Source organism: Longinema margulisiae, from assembly GCF_025266855.1.
Taxonomy (GTDB): Bacteria; Spirochaetota; Brevinematia; order Brevinematales; family Thermospiraceae; genus Thermospira.
In genome coordinates this window covers 2,286,440-2,301,362 of sequence record NZ_CP053071.1, presented here as the reverse complement: position 1 = coordinate 2,301,362, position 14,923 = coordinate 2,286,440, and the positions used below count along the sequence as shown (strand labels likewise).

At 42.6% G+C, this 14,923-nt stretch carries 13 protein-coding genes; 9 read left to right on the top strand and 4 right to left on the bottom strand.

What is annotated here, in order from left to right:
* The first annotated feature begins 42 nt into the window (after positions 1-42).
* On the top strand, positions 43-351 hold the full coding sequence (locus BREVNS_RS10290; protein ID WP_483426917.1) for an RnfABCDGE type electron transport complex subunit B: 309 nt from the start codon (positions 43-45) through the stop codon (positions 349-351).
* Between the two features lie 26 nt (positions 352-377).
* Entirely contained in the window at positions 378-890 is a 513-nt protein-coding gene (locus BREVNS_RS10285; RefSeq protein ID WP_483426920.1) for an AAA family ATPase, read from the top strand.
* A 78-nt stretch (positions 891-968) separates the two neighbouring features.
* On the opposite strand, the gene BREVNS_RS10280 is transcribed toward BREVNS_RS10285, so the two are convergent.
* Positions 969-2,201 carry a hypothetical protein gene (locus BREVNS_RS10280; protein ID WP_483426919.1) on the bottom strand — a complete coding sequence of 411 codons (1,233 nt, stop codon included), beginning with the start codon at positions 2,199-2,201 and terminating at the stop codon, positions 969-971.
* 189 nt (positions 2,202-2,390) lie between these two features.
* Between BREVNS_RS10280 and BREVNS_RS10275 the strand changes: the two genes are divergently transcribed.
* The 3 genes from BREVNS_RS10275 (at position 2,391) to BREVNS_RS10265 (ending at position 4,666) form a co-directional block, all read left to right on the top strand.
* Entirely contained in the window at positions 2,391-3,281 is an 891-nt protein-coding gene (locus BREVNS_RS10275) for a cation diffusion facilitator family transporter (protein ID WP_483426918.1), read from the top strand.
* Positions 3,282-3,362: 81 nt separating this feature from the next.
* On the top strand, positions 3,363-3,671 hold the full coding sequence (locus BREVNS_RS10270) for an RnfABCDGE type electron transport complex subunit B (protein WP_483426917.1): 309 nt from the start codon (positions 3,363-3,365) through the stop codon (positions 3,669-3,671).
* Positions 3,672-3,697: 26 nt separating this feature from the next.
* Complete coding sequence (locus tag BREVNS_RS10265; RefSeq protein ID WP_483426916.1) at positions 3,698-4,666, top strand: AAA family ATPase; 969 nt, start codon at positions 3,698-3,700, stop codon at positions 4,664-4,666.
* 232 nt (positions 4,667-4,898) lie between these two features.
* On the opposite strand, the gene BREVNS_RS10260 is transcribed toward BREVNS_RS10265, so the two are convergent.
* Positions 4,899-6,131, bottom strand: coding sequence for a hypothetical protein (locus tag BREVNS_RS10260; RefSeq protein ID WP_483426076.1), 1,233 nt, complete (start codon positions 6,129-6,131; stop codon positions 4,899-4,901).
* 120 nt (positions 6,132-6,251) lie between these two features.
* On the opposite strand from BREVNS_RS10260, the gene BREVNS_RS10255 reads away from it, so the two are divergent.
* The 3 genes from BREVNS_RS10255 to BREVNS_RS10245 all read left to right on the top strand — a co-directional run bounded on the left by BREVNS_RS10255 (position 6,252) and on the right by BREVNS_RS10245 (position 9,127).
* The gene (locus BREVNS_RS10255) at positions 6,252-7,682 is read left to right on the top strand and encodes a hypothetical protein (RefSeq protein ID WP_483426915.1); all 1,431 of its coding nucleotides are present in this window, start codon (positions 6,252-6,254) and stop codon (positions 7,680-7,682) included.
* A gap of 92 nt (positions 7,683-7,774) precedes the next feature.
* Complete coding sequence (locus BREVNS_RS10250; RefSeq protein WP_483426914.1) at positions 7,775-8,443, top strand: YggS family pyridoxal phosphate-dependent enzyme; 669 nt, start codon at positions 7,775-7,777, stop codon at positions 8,441-8,443.
* Positions 8,444-8,467: 24 nt separating this feature from the next.
* Complete coding sequence (locus tag BREVNS_RS10245; protein WP_483426913.1) at positions 8,468-9,127, top strand: endonuclease III domain-containing protein; 660 nt, start codon at positions 8,468-8,470, stop codon at positions 9,125-9,127.
* Here the strand turns inward: BREVNS_RS10245 and BREVNS_RS10240 are convergent.
* Entirely contained in the window at positions 9,124-10,086 is a 963-nt protein-coding gene (locus BREVNS_RS10240) for an iron-sulfur cluster assembly scaffold protein (protein ID WP_483426912.1), read from the bottom strand. The genes BREVNS_RS10245 and BREVNS_RS10240 overlap by 4 nt on opposite strands.
* A gap of 2 nt (positions 10,087-10,088) precedes the next feature.
* A complete protein-coding gene (locus BREVNS_RS10235; protein WP_483426911.1) occupies positions 10,089-11,267 on the bottom strand; it encodes a NifS family cysteine desulfurase in 1,179 nt (392 codons plus the stop codon).
* Between the two features lie 471 nt (positions 11,268-11,738).
* Here BREVNS_RS10235 and BREVNS_RS10230 point away from each other — a divergent pair, with 471 nt between their 5' ends.
* Positions 11,739-14,921 (top strand): PEGA domain-containing protein, encoded by a 3,183-nt coding sequence (locus BREVNS_RS10230; protein ID WP_483426910.1) that lies wholly within the window; start codon positions 11,739-11,741, stop codon positions 14,919-14,921.
* The last annotated feature ends 2 nt before the right edge of the window (positions 14,922-14,923 follow it).

The following is a 14,923-nucleotide window of genomic DNA, read 5'->3' as shown; positions in this document are numbered from 1 at the left end:
CAAAGCTATGCTACAATAACCTATCCTGATGAGGAGGCTTTCATGAATACAGGCGAACTTGTGCTTCGGGCTGTTCTTTTCATGGCAGGGCTGAGTACTCTTTTGGGTATTTTGATTTTAGTTTTTTCCAAGGTTTTTGAGGTGAAACTTGATCCTCGTATCGAAGCTATTAATGGTGTTCTTCCCGCCTATAACTGTGGCTCCTGTGGGTATCCTGGATGTATTCAGTATGCCACGGCGATTGTGAACGAAGGGATTTCTCCAGCCAAATGTACCCCTGGTGGACAGGAAGTCAGCCACAAAATCAGGGAGATTCTTGAACAGGGGAATACCACGCCTCCTTCAGCATAGAAAGCGTATCTTACAAGGAGACCAGCATGGATGAAGAAATCAAAGCTCTCACAGAAGAAATTGTTGACCATGCCCCTACCCTTCAGAAAATTGTCACAGAGTTTGAAAAGGTCATTGTTGGTCAGGAACATCTGCTGAAGCGAATGATTTCAGCCCTGTTAACAGGTGGGCATCTTTTAGTTGAAGGAGCCCCTGGACTTGCCAAAACCCTTTCTATTAGTACTCTCGCCAGGCTCTTCGATATGGATTTCAAGAGAATTCAGTTTACTCCGGATCTTTTACCTGCGGATATCAGGGGAACAATGATTTACAATGTTCAAACCGGCCAATTTGATGTGAAAAAAGGTCCTATTTTCACCAATTTTGTGTTAGCAGATGAAATTAACCGGGCTCCGGCCAAGGTACAATCTGCTCTTCTGGAAGCCATGCAGGAGAGGATTACGTTTCCAACAGGAGACCTGGAAGAGGGAGAAAAGGATAAGAAGTTAACCCTGGCCCAAAAGATTTTTGTTAGCTGTAGTATACAGGGAACGTTTTAGATAAACAAGTTTTTTCTGGGGAAAAACACCCTTTTCAGGCCATGCAACAGGGAAACAAGTATGTCCTCTCCCCATGTTTTATATCACATCCTGCCAGTAGACACCATCGATAGCCTCATCACGGTTATAGTAGTAATGCAAACGTATAGCAAGAACATTGGTTGCCCCTTCTCTTTTCCATACCCCCACATCCATTCTCTGGTTTATGGTTCGCATCACCCGTTCTGCCCTTGAGGTTGTTCCTGGCAAACCGTCTCCACTGTCACAGGCGAACATGTCTTTTTGAGCACGTAGGAGATAATAAAAACAATGTTTGCGCCTTTTTTCTTGAAATGAAGAAAGAAGATTCTGGATGTGCTGCTTTCGCTGGCTTTGATAGCCAAGTCTTGTTTGCCAGTCATTTTTATATCCCAAGAAACAGGCTTTCCCTGTTTCAGCAACAATATTTGTCCACTCACAAGAACGATATTTCACTCTATCAAGACGAAGAAAATGCTTCAATTGATAACTCACATGCCACAAACATCGTTGAAAAACGATACCGGGATGTTTACCCTGGTTAATCCCTGTATCTCCATCAACAACAAGAAAAAAACGAGAAAAAGAGTGTTTTTCTTGAATAGGCTGAAGAAGCTTGTCCCAACCAGTACGGTAATTATCAACAAGAAGGCCTGCTATTCTGGTATTTTTTCCTGTCAAAGGGGAGGCTTGTTGCCTTTCCTGCAAAAGAATTTTGACCTCTTCTCCTTTTTTCTTGCCATGAACAGGAATACCTGTCCCATCAGCCTCTCCACAAGATTTTTCTTTTTCCAATAGGCTGAAATGTATCTTTTTCCCAATATTTTGAAGGTTTTTCCAGAGGGTACTCAGACCTATTTTATAGCCTGTGAAGGAAAGAATCCGAGCAGCTACTCGATATGTGGTAAGAGCCCCGGCTAAAGCCACTCTGTAGATATCTTTCAGAATTTGTCTTTTTCGCTTTTCTACACCAAGAAGAGATCTCGTGAGAAAAAGTTTTCTTCCACACTTTTTGCATTGAATCTGGAGTTGAGGAAGAGTGATTTTTCCAAAGGGCATCAGAACAAAAAAGGTGTTTTTTCCATGCTTTGTTTTCCATATGAAGTGATGTTTTTCTCCGCATGTACAGCTGATGTGACCTTCTTTTATTTCTTTTTCTGCTGCTTCCACGGAAATCTGATGAACAAATGACTCAAACACTCCTTTGATAGCCTGTAGAAAAACCGCCAACAGTGTCTCAAGTTTTGTATCAGGGTAGTCGATAGTCAAAGTGAAGGTAAATTCTTTACGCATGGGTTCCTCCTTGTGTCCTATTATCGGCCAGGGAGGAACTTTTTTTTGCTTTTCCTCATCTTCCCGGGGCAGGTCTCCTCAAAAGAACGTTACCGAATTTTTCTATCAAAAACTAGAAACTAAAAATTGGAAAAAAATGTTTTTTGTCCTTATAATTACTTTATTCTATTTATCTTGAGGAGAAGATCTATGACAAACATTATTCGACGTTCCAAGATGGTTACCTGGGTTGGTTTCTGGGTAAATATTGTTCTATCTCTATTCAAATATATTGCTGGTTTTGTCGGTCATAGTCAGACCATGATTGCTGATGCTACCCATAGCCTTTCGGATCTTATTACGGATGTCGCTGTTCTCCTCGGAATCAATTACTGGTCAAAGCCAGCGGATGCCACTCATCCCTATGGCCATAAACGCATTGAAACCTTGGTTACCGGACTTATTGCTTTCTTATTGGGTGTTGTGGGAATTGGTATAGGCTATGAAGGCCTGATCAGTCTGAGAGAACCAGATACTTCTCAGGTTGGAGGTATTGCCCTTATTATGGCTCTGGTTTCTATCGTATCAAAGGAGATCTTGTACAGGTGGACAGTGATTCAGGGGAAAAAGCTTGAATCTCCCGCCATTATTGCCAATGCCTGGCATCATCGCTCGGACGCTCTGAGTTCTCTACCGGCTTTTATTGCTATTGGGCTTTCTCTGATTGATAAAAGGCTTTCGTATTTTGACCATATTGGGGCTGTGGTGGTATCTCTTTTTATTCTCAAGACAAGCTGGGATTTGCTTCTTCCTGTTTTGCAGGAACTCTCAGACAAAGGAGCCAGTGATAATGACGTGATGATGATCATCAAAATAGCTGAATCTATTGAAGGGGTTCGCGAGGTTCATGCCGTAAGGACACGCAAACATGGTCATGCTATGTTCGTCGATCTTCACGTGTTAGTAGATGGGGATCTCAGTGTGACAATGGGACATGCTATTGCTGGAGAGGTAAAACACAAACTGCTTGAATATGGTCCAAGTGTTCAGGATGTGATTATCCATATTGAACCGTATGAAACAGCCTCCAGAAACAAGTAGGTAGTTTCCCCTACTCCTTCATAATGGTTGCAAAAAAAACAAAGCTATGCTACAATAACCTATCCTGATGAGGAGGCTTTCATGAATACAGGCGAACTTGTGCTTCGGGCTGTTCTTTTCATGGCAGGGCTGAGTACTCTTTTGGGTATTTTGATTTTAGTTTTTTCCAAGGTTTTTGAGGTGAAACTTGATCCTCGTATCGAAGCTATTAATGGTGTTCTTCCCGCCTATAACTGTGGCTCCTGTGGGTATCCTGGATGTATTCAGTATGCCACGGCGATTGTGAACGAAGGGATTTCTCCAGCCAAATGTACCCCTGGTGGACAGGAAGTCAGCCACAAAATCAGGGAGATTCTTGAACAGGGGAATACCACGCCTCCTTCAGCATAGAAAGCGTATCTTACAAGGAGACCAGCATGGATGAAGAAATCAAAGCTCTCACAGAAGAAATTGTTGACCATGCCCCTACCCTTCAGAAAATTGTCACAGAGTTTGAAAAGGTCATTGTTGGTCAGGAACATCTGCTGAAGCGAATGATTTCAGCCCTGTTAACAGGTGGGCATCTTTTAGTTGAAGGAGCCCCTGGACTTGCCAAAACCCTTTCTATTAGTACTCTCGCCAGGCTCTTCGATATGGATTTCAAGAGAATTCAGTTTACTCCGGATCTTTTACCTGCGGATATCAGGGGAACAATGATTTACAATGTTCAAACCGGCCAATTTGATGTGAAAAAAGGTCCTATTTTCACCAATTTTGTGTTAGCAGATGAAATTAACCGGGCTCCGGCCAAGGTACAATCTGCTCTTCTGGAAGCCATGCAGGAGAGAACAGTCACCCTTGGAGAAACCACCTACGATCTTCCCTCACCCTTTTTTGTGATGGCAACCCAAAATCCCATTGAACATGAGGGCACCTACCCTCTCCCTGAGGCTCAGATTGATCGTTTTTATATGAAAATTCTTGTCTCCTATCCCTCTCCAAAAGAAGAGAAGCGAATCCTCCACAGAATGACAGGCACCATAGAACCCTCTGTGAAAAAGGTAGCCAGCAAAAGCGATATTCAGAAAATGCAAAAACTCGTCTCTCGTATCTATGTAGATGAGAAGATTTATGACTATGTGGTAAATCTTGTCCAGGCAACAAGAAATACCCACAAGGATTATATCCGGTATGGAGCCTCCCCACGAGCGGCTATTGCCTGGGTAAAAGCCGCCAAGGTAGAGGCCTTGATGGATGAGCGTGGATATGTGATCCCTGAGGATGTGAAACATACCGCCCATGATATTCTCCGTCATAGACTTATCCTGAATTTTGAAGCCGAGGCGGAGGGTATAACCCCTGATCAGGTGATTGACACCCTTCTCCAGGAGGTGGAAATACCGTAAAAATAAAAATAAATATTTCACTTTTTTTAAAAATAAACGTATTAAAAATAAGATTACGTTTCCAACAGGAGACCTGAAAGAGAGAGAAAAGGATAAAGAAGTTACCCCTGGCTCAAAAGATTTTTGTCAACTGTAGTATACAGGGAACATTTTAGATAAACAAGTTTTTTCTGGGGAAAGTACCCTTTTTAGGCCATAAAACAGGGCAATAAGTACGTACCATCCCTATGTTTTATATCACATCCTGCCAGTAGACACCATCGATAGCCTCATCACGATTATAGTAGTAATGCAAACGCACAGCAAGAACATTGGTTGCCCCTTCTCTTTTCCATACCCCTACATCCATTCTCTGGTTTATGGTTCGCATCACCCGTTCTGCCCTTGAGGTTGTTCCTGGCAAACCATCTTCACTGTCACAGGCGAACATGTCTTTTTGAGCACGAAGAAGATAATAAAAACAATGTTTGCGCCCTTTTTCGTGAAATAAGTCAAGAAGATTCTGAATATGCTGTCTGCGCTCGCTTTGATAACCAAGTCTTGTTTGCCAGTCATTTTTGTACCCCAAGAAACAGGCTTTCCCTGTTTCAGCGACAATATTTGTCCACTCAGAAGAACGATATCTCACTCTATCAAGACGAAGAAAATACTTCAATTGATAACTTACATGCCACAAACATCGTTGAAAAACGATACCGGGATGTTTGCCCTGGTTAATCCCTGTATCTCCATCGACAACAAGAAAAAACCGAGAAAAAGAGTGTTTTTCTTGAATGGGCTTAAGAAGTTTGTCCCAACCTGCATGGTAATTATCCACAAGAAGGCCTGCTATTCTTGTATTTTTTCCTGTCAATGGGGAGGCTTGTTGCCTCTCCTGCAAAAGAATTTTAGCTTCTTCTCCTTTTTTCTTGCCCTGAACAGGAATACCCGTCCCATCGGCTTCTCCACAGGGTTTTTCTTTTTCTGAGATACTGAAATGTATCTTTCTCCCAATATTTTGAAGGTTTTTCCAGAGGGTGCTAAGACCTATTTTATACCCTGTGAAGGAAAGAATACGAGCGGCCACTCGATAGGTGGTAAGAGCCCCGGCTAAAGCCACTCTGTAGATATCTTTCAGGATTTGCCTTTTTCGCTTTTCTACACCAAGAAGAGATCTTGTGAGAAAAAGTTTTCTTCCACACTTTTTGCATTGAATTTGGAGCTGAGGAAGAGTGATCTTTCCAAAGGGCATCAGAACAAAAACAGTGTTTTTTCCATGCTTTGTTTTCCATATGAAGTGATGTTTTTCTCCGCATGTACAGGTGATACGACCTTCTTTTATTTCTTTTTCTGCCACTTCTACAGAAATCTGATGAACAAATGACTCAAACACTCCTTTGATGGCCTGGAGAAAAACCACCACTAACGTCTCAAGTTTTGTGTCAGGGTAGTCGATAGTCAAAGTGAAGGTGAATTCTTTACGCATGGGTTCCTCCTTGTGTCCTATTATCGGCCAGGGAGGAACTTTTTTTTGCTTTTCCTCATCTTCCCACTGCAGGTCTCCTGAAAAAAACGTTACCAAAAATAAAACACTAAGGAGGATTCTATGAAGAAGGTCTGGTGGATTTTGGTGGTGAGTTGTGTTTTCGATGGTATGTATGGGTCTCTTTCAAGGCTCGGAGGCATGGCTCTTTATTATCCCGGTATCAATTTGCGGGAGTATGCCTGGATAGTCGATGATCCTATTGGAATAGGCGTGAATGGGAGTCTCATCCATCGTCTTTCTAATGAGGTAGGGTTTGAGCCTTATTTTTCTATTTATTCAGGTAACTGGAAAGACGCCCTCGGCTATGCGATTATAAGGCAGGATCTTTTTTCACTTGGAGTTTTTGTAAACGATCTACCTGAACCAGAGGATTATCTCTCTTATTATCCCGACGCCATCTTGGTGAATACCCCTAATTATCCTGCTGGGAACGATCCTGAGGATTATAACACCATTACTCTTAGGGATAGAAAACCCTGGTTTGATATTGTCATTGGTAGTCAAAAGATCCCCTTTTCCCCTTATATAGGTTTTTCTCTTACCGCAGCGGCTTATTCTACCAACTTTGAGCATATTCCTAACCCTGTAGATCCTACCAAGTCCATTATCCATGGCGAGGAATCTGCTTTTCTGTGGAAGATACGAACAGGGGCCACTGTTGATCTTCTGAAACCCTTCGTGATTGATGCGTCAGTGGGTGTGTGGATTCCTTCTTTTGCCATTCAAACAAAAACCACCTTCACAGAAATCCAGAATTACAAAAACGAAGAAAAGCATATCAGCGAAGGAAATTTTGGTGTGGAGGTCAGGGTATTTCCAAAGTGGAAACTTTCTCCTCGCCTTGAGTGGAAGAATATGCTTTCGTATCGTTACCTCAACCTGAATAGTACCCATACGGTGACCATGGATCTCAATGGTGATGGAGACTTTGTTGACGCAGGAGAACTCAAAAGCAGGAATACCCACCCCTATTCAGTTCAGCAAATTGAAGTAGGAACAGGTATTACCTACTCAGAGGGTAACCTCATAGCTTTTGGTTCTCTCAACAATCTCACCCTTCTCTCCAGTGAGGAGTGGTTTACGGTAAACCAGAGTACGGGAACAGATGTTTATACGGATAAAGAAAATGGAAGTGAAATACAAAATTATACCATTCTCAATGGAGGGATAGAACTGGGTCTGAAGAAATGGTTGTCTCTCCGAATGGGTGTGGCCAATTTTTATCATGTGGAAACTACTACCACATCCTCATTTACCTATGCTGGGACCACTGAGACAGCGAGGGATACATTGACAACCTTTCAGATAAATACCATGTTGCTTCCTCAATTAGGATTGAGTATCCATTTTGGTGGGTTCTCTATAGACTGGATGGTAAGCGATACCTTTATCTGGGCAGTCATAGGCCAGGGTCGTCTCCCCTATCTCATCAGTGGAAATAATTTCTTTGACAACTTTTCTTTCATAGCAAGTATCCGATATAGTTTTTAGAAAAAGAAAAGTTTTGAAAGGGTGTCCAGTCGGACACCCTTTTTTCTTGAAAAAATCTTTTGTTTTTCTTACAGTATATTCTGGAGGAAGTTATGTCTATCAGGGAGAACTATCAGCGCATTATGGAACAAATTGAAGATCTGAAGGCAAAAAAGCATATATCGTATCCTATTACCATTGTGGCTGTGACCAAAACCTTTGGCCCAGAAGTCGTCAAAGAGGCTGTAGAAGCGGGTATCCATCACATTGGAGAAAACCGTGTCCAGGAAGCAGAAGAAAAGTTTTCTAAGCTACAAGATCTTTCTTTTACCCGTCATCTTATCGGCTCTCTTCAATCCAACAAAATCAATAAGGCTCTTCAATGGTTTGATGTCATTCAGTCGGTGGAGAGTGTCTCTCTTGCCGAGGGGATATCCAAGCGACTTCAAAGAACCCTCCCTATCTTCGTTGAGGTCAATACCTCTTTTGAAACCTCCAAACATGGAGCAAGGCCTGATGAGGCTTTGGATCTCATAGCCCAGATCAAAGAACTCCCAAATCTTTTTATTACTGGTCTCATGACGGTTGGTCCACTTACCGAGGATGAGAAAAAGATACGAGAGGCTTTTCGTCTTCTGAGAAAACTTCGGGATGATGCCCAGAAATGGTTTTCTCATCCGCTTCAACTTTCTATGGGGATGAGTGATGATTTTCTTGTGGCCATCGAAGAGGGAAGCACCATGGTGCGATTGGGGAGAGTCCTTTTTGGAAGCCGAAGGTAACTTCAGAAAAGCAAGGATAACAGGATGACCACAGAAGAGGTATTGCAGGCCCTCACTATCCTCAAGAGCCACTATCCCACGTGGCAGGCGCCGGTGGTGACGTTTGTCGCAGTGTCAAAAGGTACCCCCTATCAGGTCCTTATAGCCACCTTGTTATCCCTGAGAACAAAGGACGAGACCACAAGAGAGGCCACAAAACGACTTTTTACGAGGGCTCACACGCCGGAAAAGATGCTCACTCTCTCTGAGGAAGAGATAGCCCGTCTCATTTACCCCGTGGGTTTTTATAGGATGAAGGCTAAACGGATCAAAGAGATCACCCAGATCCTTCTCGAAAAATACAACGGCATTGTTCCAGATACCATCGAAGAGCTTTTGACTCTCCCTGGAGTGGGACGAAAGACAGCCAACCTTGTGATCACCTTGGGATACCATAAACCAGGTATCTGTGTGGATACCCATGTTCATCGTATTTCGAATAGATGGGACTATGTCCGGACCAAAACACCGGAAGAAACAGAATTTGCCCTCAGAGAGAAACTCCCTGTTTCAGAGTGGATAACGTATAATGATATTCTTGTTGCCTTTGGCCAGACTATTTGCAAACCCGTCTCTCCTCTCTGCAAAAGTCGGTGTCCCGTCAACCACCTTTGCCCTCAAAGAGGGGTTGAGAGACATCGCTAAATGGGATAGACGACAATATTCTCATCTACTTTGCGGTTCAAATAACCCTGGATGGCATAGAGGGTTCCTGTCATAGCACTGGCACACCCATTGCACGCTCCAAGGTAGCGGATATACACAAGGGTTTTGCCATTGTCCGTGCTCTGAATATCCACAATCTCAAGACTTCCCCCATCAGCGGCTAACATAGGCCGAATCTCTTCGTCAATAATCTTTTCCAGGATCTTGTGTTTCTGGACAATGGTCATGTCGCTAAATTTGGTCTCTTCTGTCATGGTCTTCTCCTTTACCATTTCTTCTCGAACCTCTCGTAATATATCGACAAGATAGTACTTTCTCTTTTCATGTCCTCCAGGCTGAATACAGGATTTACAAAACGCCCCTGCTTTGGTGTATTGAGTGATTTCTTCCACTGTTTTGAGGTCATTTATACGAATAACGTCTCGAATAGTTCGGAGAGAAACGCGAGCACATTCGCAAACTATTTCTTCTTCCTCTAATGACTCTCTATCCACCCCTTTGTAAATGGCTACAGCTTGTTTAATAACATCATAAGCCATCACGCTACAATGCATTTTTTGGGACGGTACAGCTGGGATATCTGGTGCATCTCGAAGAGCTCTTTCCACATCAAGATTGGTGATTTTTACAGCCTCATCGACAGTTTTCCCTATACAGAGTTCCGCCATCATATCACTTGAAGCAATAGCTGTTCCACATCCAAAGCTTTTGAACCTCGCATCAAGGATGGTATCCGTCTTGGGATCAACAATCCAGTAGAGTCTCACTGCATCTCCACAGCTCTCTGCCCCCCAATCAGCAATAACAAGTTTACCTCCCATGCGTTTTGCATCTTCTTCGGTGAGTTCTCCTCTATAGAAAGGGTTATCCATTCTCTCGGCTACTTTTCGTGAGTAATTTTCCCACAATGCTCCACCAATAAGCTGATTTTTAGCCATAATTATCTCCTCTTTTTCGTGTAGGTAGAAGAAATCTCTCTCAAACGTTTCACAGAATTTGTTAAAACTTCAATGGTATAGTCTATCTCCTTCTCTGTGGTAAATCTGGAAAGGCTAAAACGCACCGCTGTGTGAGATAGTTCTCTATCCACCCCGATAGCCACCATCACAGGATTGGGTTCAAGAGATTCCGAAGCACAGGCTGAGCCTGTTGAAGCAGCAATACCATATTTATTCAGATCCCAGATGAGCGCCTCTCCTTCTACTCCACGAAAACTAGCCAGAATAGTATTGGGCACTCGATGTTCTCTTTTTCCGATCACCATAGTATCAGAGAGAGAAAGGATGGCCTCTTCCAGTTTATCCCGAAGACGTCGTACTTCTGTATGCTCATAGGGGAGAGCCTCGTTTGCCAATTCCATAGCGAGTCCCATACCCACCATCCCGGCTACGTTGATAGTGCCAGAACGTTTCCCTCCCATATGTTCTCCTCCATGAAGAAGGGGTACGAAGGGTGCCCCTTTTCGGATGTATAGTCCCCCTACTCCTTTTGGTCCATGAAACTTGTGGGCCGAAAATGAGAGATAATCGACTGGTGCCTCCTGAACATTCACCGGTATTTTTCCAATAGCCTGAACCGCATCTGTATGAAAAAGTACACCTACCGAATGAGTATAAGTAGCCATATCTTTGATAGGAAATATGAGACCTGTTTCGTTGTTAGCCCACATGATAGAAACAAGAGCCGTTTTTTCCGGCTCAAGAAAGGCCTTGAGTGTTTCAAGATCCACAATACCATCCTGGTTGAGGGGGAGTTCCACAATCTCTGCTCCCTGGTTTTGCAAAAATTCACATACCTGAGATACCGAGGGATGTTCCACAGGAGTGGTCAAAATGCGTTTTTTTTGTGTTTTTGCTATAACTTCCCAGTAAATAGCTTTGAGAACCGTGTTATTACTTTCTGTGGCACACGAAGTGACAATTACATCATCTTCATCTCTTGCCCCTATTCCAGCGTATAACCTATCAAGAGCAATACGCATGGCCGGGTGAACCTCTGTTCCAAATTCATGAAGCGAATTGGGGTTCCCATATTGCTGACAGAAATACACTTCCATTGCTTCTTTTACCTTTGGATCCACAATAGTAGTGGCATTATTATCAAGATATACTCTTTGCATATAAAACCTACTCTTTTAGTGTATTTTATTATACAAACAAAAGCAGAGTATTGTCAAATTTTAGCAAAGAACCCCTTCCCTGTGTATTTTTCAGGGAAAAGATTTCAAAAAATTTTCCTTATATCATTTCCATTTTTCTTCTTGAGAATGGTATATAAAAGTGAAAGGAGACCTTTGCACGAATGTGCAAAGGTCTCAAAAAGTAATAAAAAATAAAAAATAGTATAAAAATATTTCTTTTCGTAATCAATAATTCTATTTTTTTGAACAGAAAAGACAAGTGAGCCCCTGTAAACAGAAAAAGCGGGGAAGAGGGTCGCAGCCCCTGACCTAAAAAGGGCAAGAAAGCACCGGTGCAGGGGTCTCGAAAGGTAATTTTTTGAAAATAAATTCTTTTGGTATTGACAAATTCAGAAGTTATGGTATAATAAGAGCATAATAGAGAAAATCTTTAAAGAGGAGCGATAGAATATGAAAAAATACGTTGTGATGCTTCTGTTTTTTCCCCTTTTTCTGTGGGGAGAAACAATTACGCTTGTGTCCATGGGAGCAAAACCCAGGGGGATGGATGACGGTTCTTATCAACTTCTTGTGAATCAAGTTACCTACAATCTTCACGATGTGAATGAGATTCTCAATAATGCCTATCTTCCTGTGTCAACAGCAGTGGAATGGGCGAACTCCATTATTATGGAGATCAATCGTACCAATACTAACCTGGTGATCGTCAAAGGAAAGGTGGTTCCTCCTGCAAAGATTCAGCCTATCAAGGTTGCTCCTTTTTCGGGGACCTTTTTCAAAACTCTTTCAAACTATATTCGTTTTCAACAGGCTCTTGATATAGCTTTTTCTGTGAGTGGTACCACCTATACTATCACTTTTTCCTGGTATCAGTCCCCTGCTTCACCAAAACCCGTGGTCCAGAAGGTAACGGTTGCCTCTTCTCTCCTCACCAACACTCCCGCTTTGAATACCCTTCTCAAGGAAAATATCATAGCCCTGTTTAATCAGTGGGATAGGTATTATTACCAACCAGAGGTTAAGGGAAAAGTGACGATTTCTCTTGTACCTACCACAGCAAAAAATCTTCAGTTCATTTCTTTGCCTTCGGTTATCTTTAGACCTGGTCAAAATGAGCTTCCACTTGGCAATTATCCGCTCCTTGTGATGGCCGATGGGTATGATCCCTTTTTTACCAATGTTTCTGTTGGCTTCAATCCTTCGACGTATGTGATTCGATTGGTAGCCACAAAGAAAATAGTAGGTGCCGCTGAGGAGCGACCAAAAGGTCATCTGTTTCTCAATGCTGATTATCCGGGAGCAATCTTTTTGATATTAGAAGACGGAATTCAGGGAAAAACTCCTTTCTTTATGACCAATGTTCCAGCTGGGGCTAAAACCGTGATTTTTGAGGAAACAGAGAACTACAAAATGAAACAGCATACCTTTACCCTTGAACCCAATGTATTGAATATGCAGACCGTTTCTCTGAGCCGAAAAGGAACCTCATTTGTGGTCAAGTGTTCTCAGGAAGGGGCATCAGTGATTGTGAATAGACGAAAAGTAGGAACCATTCAGAATGGAAGCTTTGAAACCCAGATAACGCCGGGGCTCAATCTGGTTACCGTCATCAAAGATGGCTATCTTCCATTCAGGACGAACATTACCTTCAAAGAAGAGCAGAAGACTATTACCGTTGATCTTCAACCCCGTCCCGTAGCGGGTATGGTTATTGCTACCCCGGAAAAGGGACTCACTGTCTTGGTGGACGGAAAACGACGCCTCAAGACCCCTGCTCCACTCTGGTCTTTAGAGACCCCTCGGCTTTCTCTTGAGTTTTTGGGTACCAATATGGGTTATATGAATGTGATGACCAATGTCGAATGGTCCGCCTACCGTTTCAATGTTGTGTTGGCATCGCTTTCTCCTCTTTTTGGAGATCTAACTGTAGTGACCCAACCGGAGGATGCCTTTGTTTCGGTCAATGGTATTGCCCGTGGAAAAACAGGAATGGGAGGACTTGATATTACTACTCTTCCTGCTCGTAATACCACTATCAGAATTGAAAAAGAAGGTTATAAAACTTTGACTACTAACATATATATTCAGCCTAATATGAAGAATATGTTATCTCTAAAGCTCAAGGACGCCCCAGCCAAGTTATATGTAAGTACTGTTCCAGAGAAAGGCTTTGAAGCCTATGTCAATGGGGATTTTGTGGGCTATAGTAGTTCCAATGTCTTTTCTGTAGAAATGGGAAGTGTAGAATTGAAATTGAACAAACGGGGTTTTAGGACCGTTGTGACCAATCTTACTGTCAATTCCAAAGAGACTCTCATTCTCACATTCACTTCCCTTCCTGGAGTTGGAGAGGATGATGTCCTGGACAGTGCTCTTTTCTTCCTGCAAGAGGCCCTTGATGCTGCAGGACAAAATGACTTTTTCTCAGCAAGTTCTAATTTTGCTCTCGCACTTTCTACCGTTCGCACGTCTGAATATGCTTCTTTTCCAAAACTTCGGACATTAGAGAACGAAATCCTCTCTGCTAAAAAAGAATTGGGAGATAATATTCTAGTAGCCGATCTTTATCTTGATGTTTCTACAAATTACAACTATTGGAATCTTTTGGCAGAGAGAGGAGATATTTCTAATGCCGTGATTCAATTCAAGCAACTTGTGGAAAAGATAGATAATAGCCGACTGACAAATGCCCCTCTTCCTGAACTTCGAAATACTATCAGAAAAAGCTATGCTCTCTATGCCTGGAAACAAATAGAGGGTGAGATTATGGGAGTAGTAGCCGCTGGTGATACGGCAAGTCAAAACGAAAATTATGAGGATGCATTGAAATATTATAACAAGGCCCTTTCTCTCATCAAAGAGGTTGATGCTTTTGAAAATGAGACATTGTCAAATACCTATGTGGATATTGAGATGAAACAAAAAACAGCCGCCAACAAAAAAGCAGAGAAAGAATTGGCCGGTGATGCGAAAGTACTTATTGACAGTATAAGTGCGATGATATATGAAGCCGATCGCAAAGCCGAAAATGGTCAGTATGCAGAGGCCCTCAAGATTTACCAGAATGTTCTTGCGAAAATTGATGCTTCCCCGTTTAAGGAGTATCAGGTTATAAAGGAACAGCGAAACCGCGTGGAAAAACGCATTGAAAATGTGAAAAAACAAAAGCAAAAGAGTGACGTGTGGTGGCCCAAGATGGTGAGAAACTGGAGCGGAATGAGTTTTTCAGCATTCTACAGTGGCATAGAACCGCAGAGCTTCCAGTTTGGAAGTGAGATGAACTACATGGTTCGTGCACAACTGGGGATTCATCCCCTACCCATTCTCCAGCTTTCGTTAGGGGGTATGTACAATGCCACACCTCATGCCTATGCCCCTTATGCCATAGCTTTTGGCGGAGGTATTCGTATTCCCATTCTTGCTCAGTGGAGTTTCTTTGCTGATACTCAGGTTTTGTGGTCTGATTTCATTGTCTTTGATATTGCGAAGTATGATATGACCGATATTGGAATGGATCTCAAATTTGGCTGGTTTGGCCTACGTTTGGCTTATACCTTTGGATGGCAGGACTATTTCAAGACCAGTCAGCAAGGTATCAGTGCCGGTTTAACCTTCTGGTTTACAGAAGAATAAGG

What these genes read in the sequence shown, in the direction of transcription:
- BREVNS_RS10255 (WP_483426915.1), top strand. Translation starts at nt 6,252, where the DNA reads ATGAAGAAGGTCTGGTGGATTTTGGTGGTGAGTTGTGTTTTCGATGGT.
- BREVNS_RS10245 (WP_483426913.1), top strand. Translation starts at nt 8,468, where the DNA reads ATGACCACAGAAGAGGTATTGCAGGCCCTCACTATCCTCAAGAGCCAC.
- BREVNS_RS10285 (WP_483426920.1), top strand. Translation starts at nt 378, where the DNA reads ATGGATGAAGAAATCAAAGCTCTCACAGAAGAAATTGTTGACCATGCC.
- BREVNS_RS10270 (WP_483426917.1), top strand. Translation starts at nt 3,363, where the DNA reads ATGAATACAGGCGAACTTGTGCTTCGGGCTGTTCTTTTCATGGCAGGG.
- BREVNS_RS10260 (WP_483426076.1), bottom strand. Translation starts at nt 6,131, where the DNA reads ATGCGTAAAGAATTCACCTTCACTTTGACTATCGACTACCCTGACACA.
- BREVNS_RS10265 (WP_483426916.1), top strand. Translation starts at nt 3,698, where the DNA reads ATGGATGAAGAAATCAAAGCTCTCACAGAAGAAATTGTTGACCATGCC.
- BREVNS_RS10230 (WP_483426910.1), top strand. Translation starts at nt 11,739, where the DNA reads ATGAAAAAATACGTTGTGATGCTTCTGTTTTTTCCCCTTTTTCTGTGG.
- BREVNS_RS10250 (WP_483426914.1), top strand. Translation starts at nt 7,775, where the DNA reads ATGTCTATCAGGGAGAACTATCAGCGCATTATGGAACAAATTGAAGAT.
- BREVNS_RS10275 (WP_483426918.1), top strand. Translation starts at nt 2,391, where the DNA reads ATGACAAACATTATTCGACGTTCCAAGATGGTTACCTGGGTTGGTTTC.
- BREVNS_RS10235 (WP_483426911.1), bottom strand. Translation starts at nt 11,267, where the DNA reads ATGCAAAGAGTATATCTTGATAATAATGCCACTACTATTGTGGATCCA.
- BREVNS_RS10240 (WP_483426912.1), bottom strand. Translation starts at nt 10,086, where the DNA reads ATGGCTAAAAATCAGCTTATTGGTGGAGCATTGTGGGAAAATTACTCA.
- BREVNS_RS10290 (WP_483426917.1), top strand. Translation starts at nt 43, where the DNA reads ATGAATACAGGCGAACTTGTGCTTCGGGCTGTTCTTTTCATGGCAGGG.
- BREVNS_RS10280 (WP_483426919.1), bottom strand. Translation starts at nt 2,201, where the DNA reads ATGCGTAAAGAATTTACCTTCACTTTGACTATCGACTACCCTGATACA.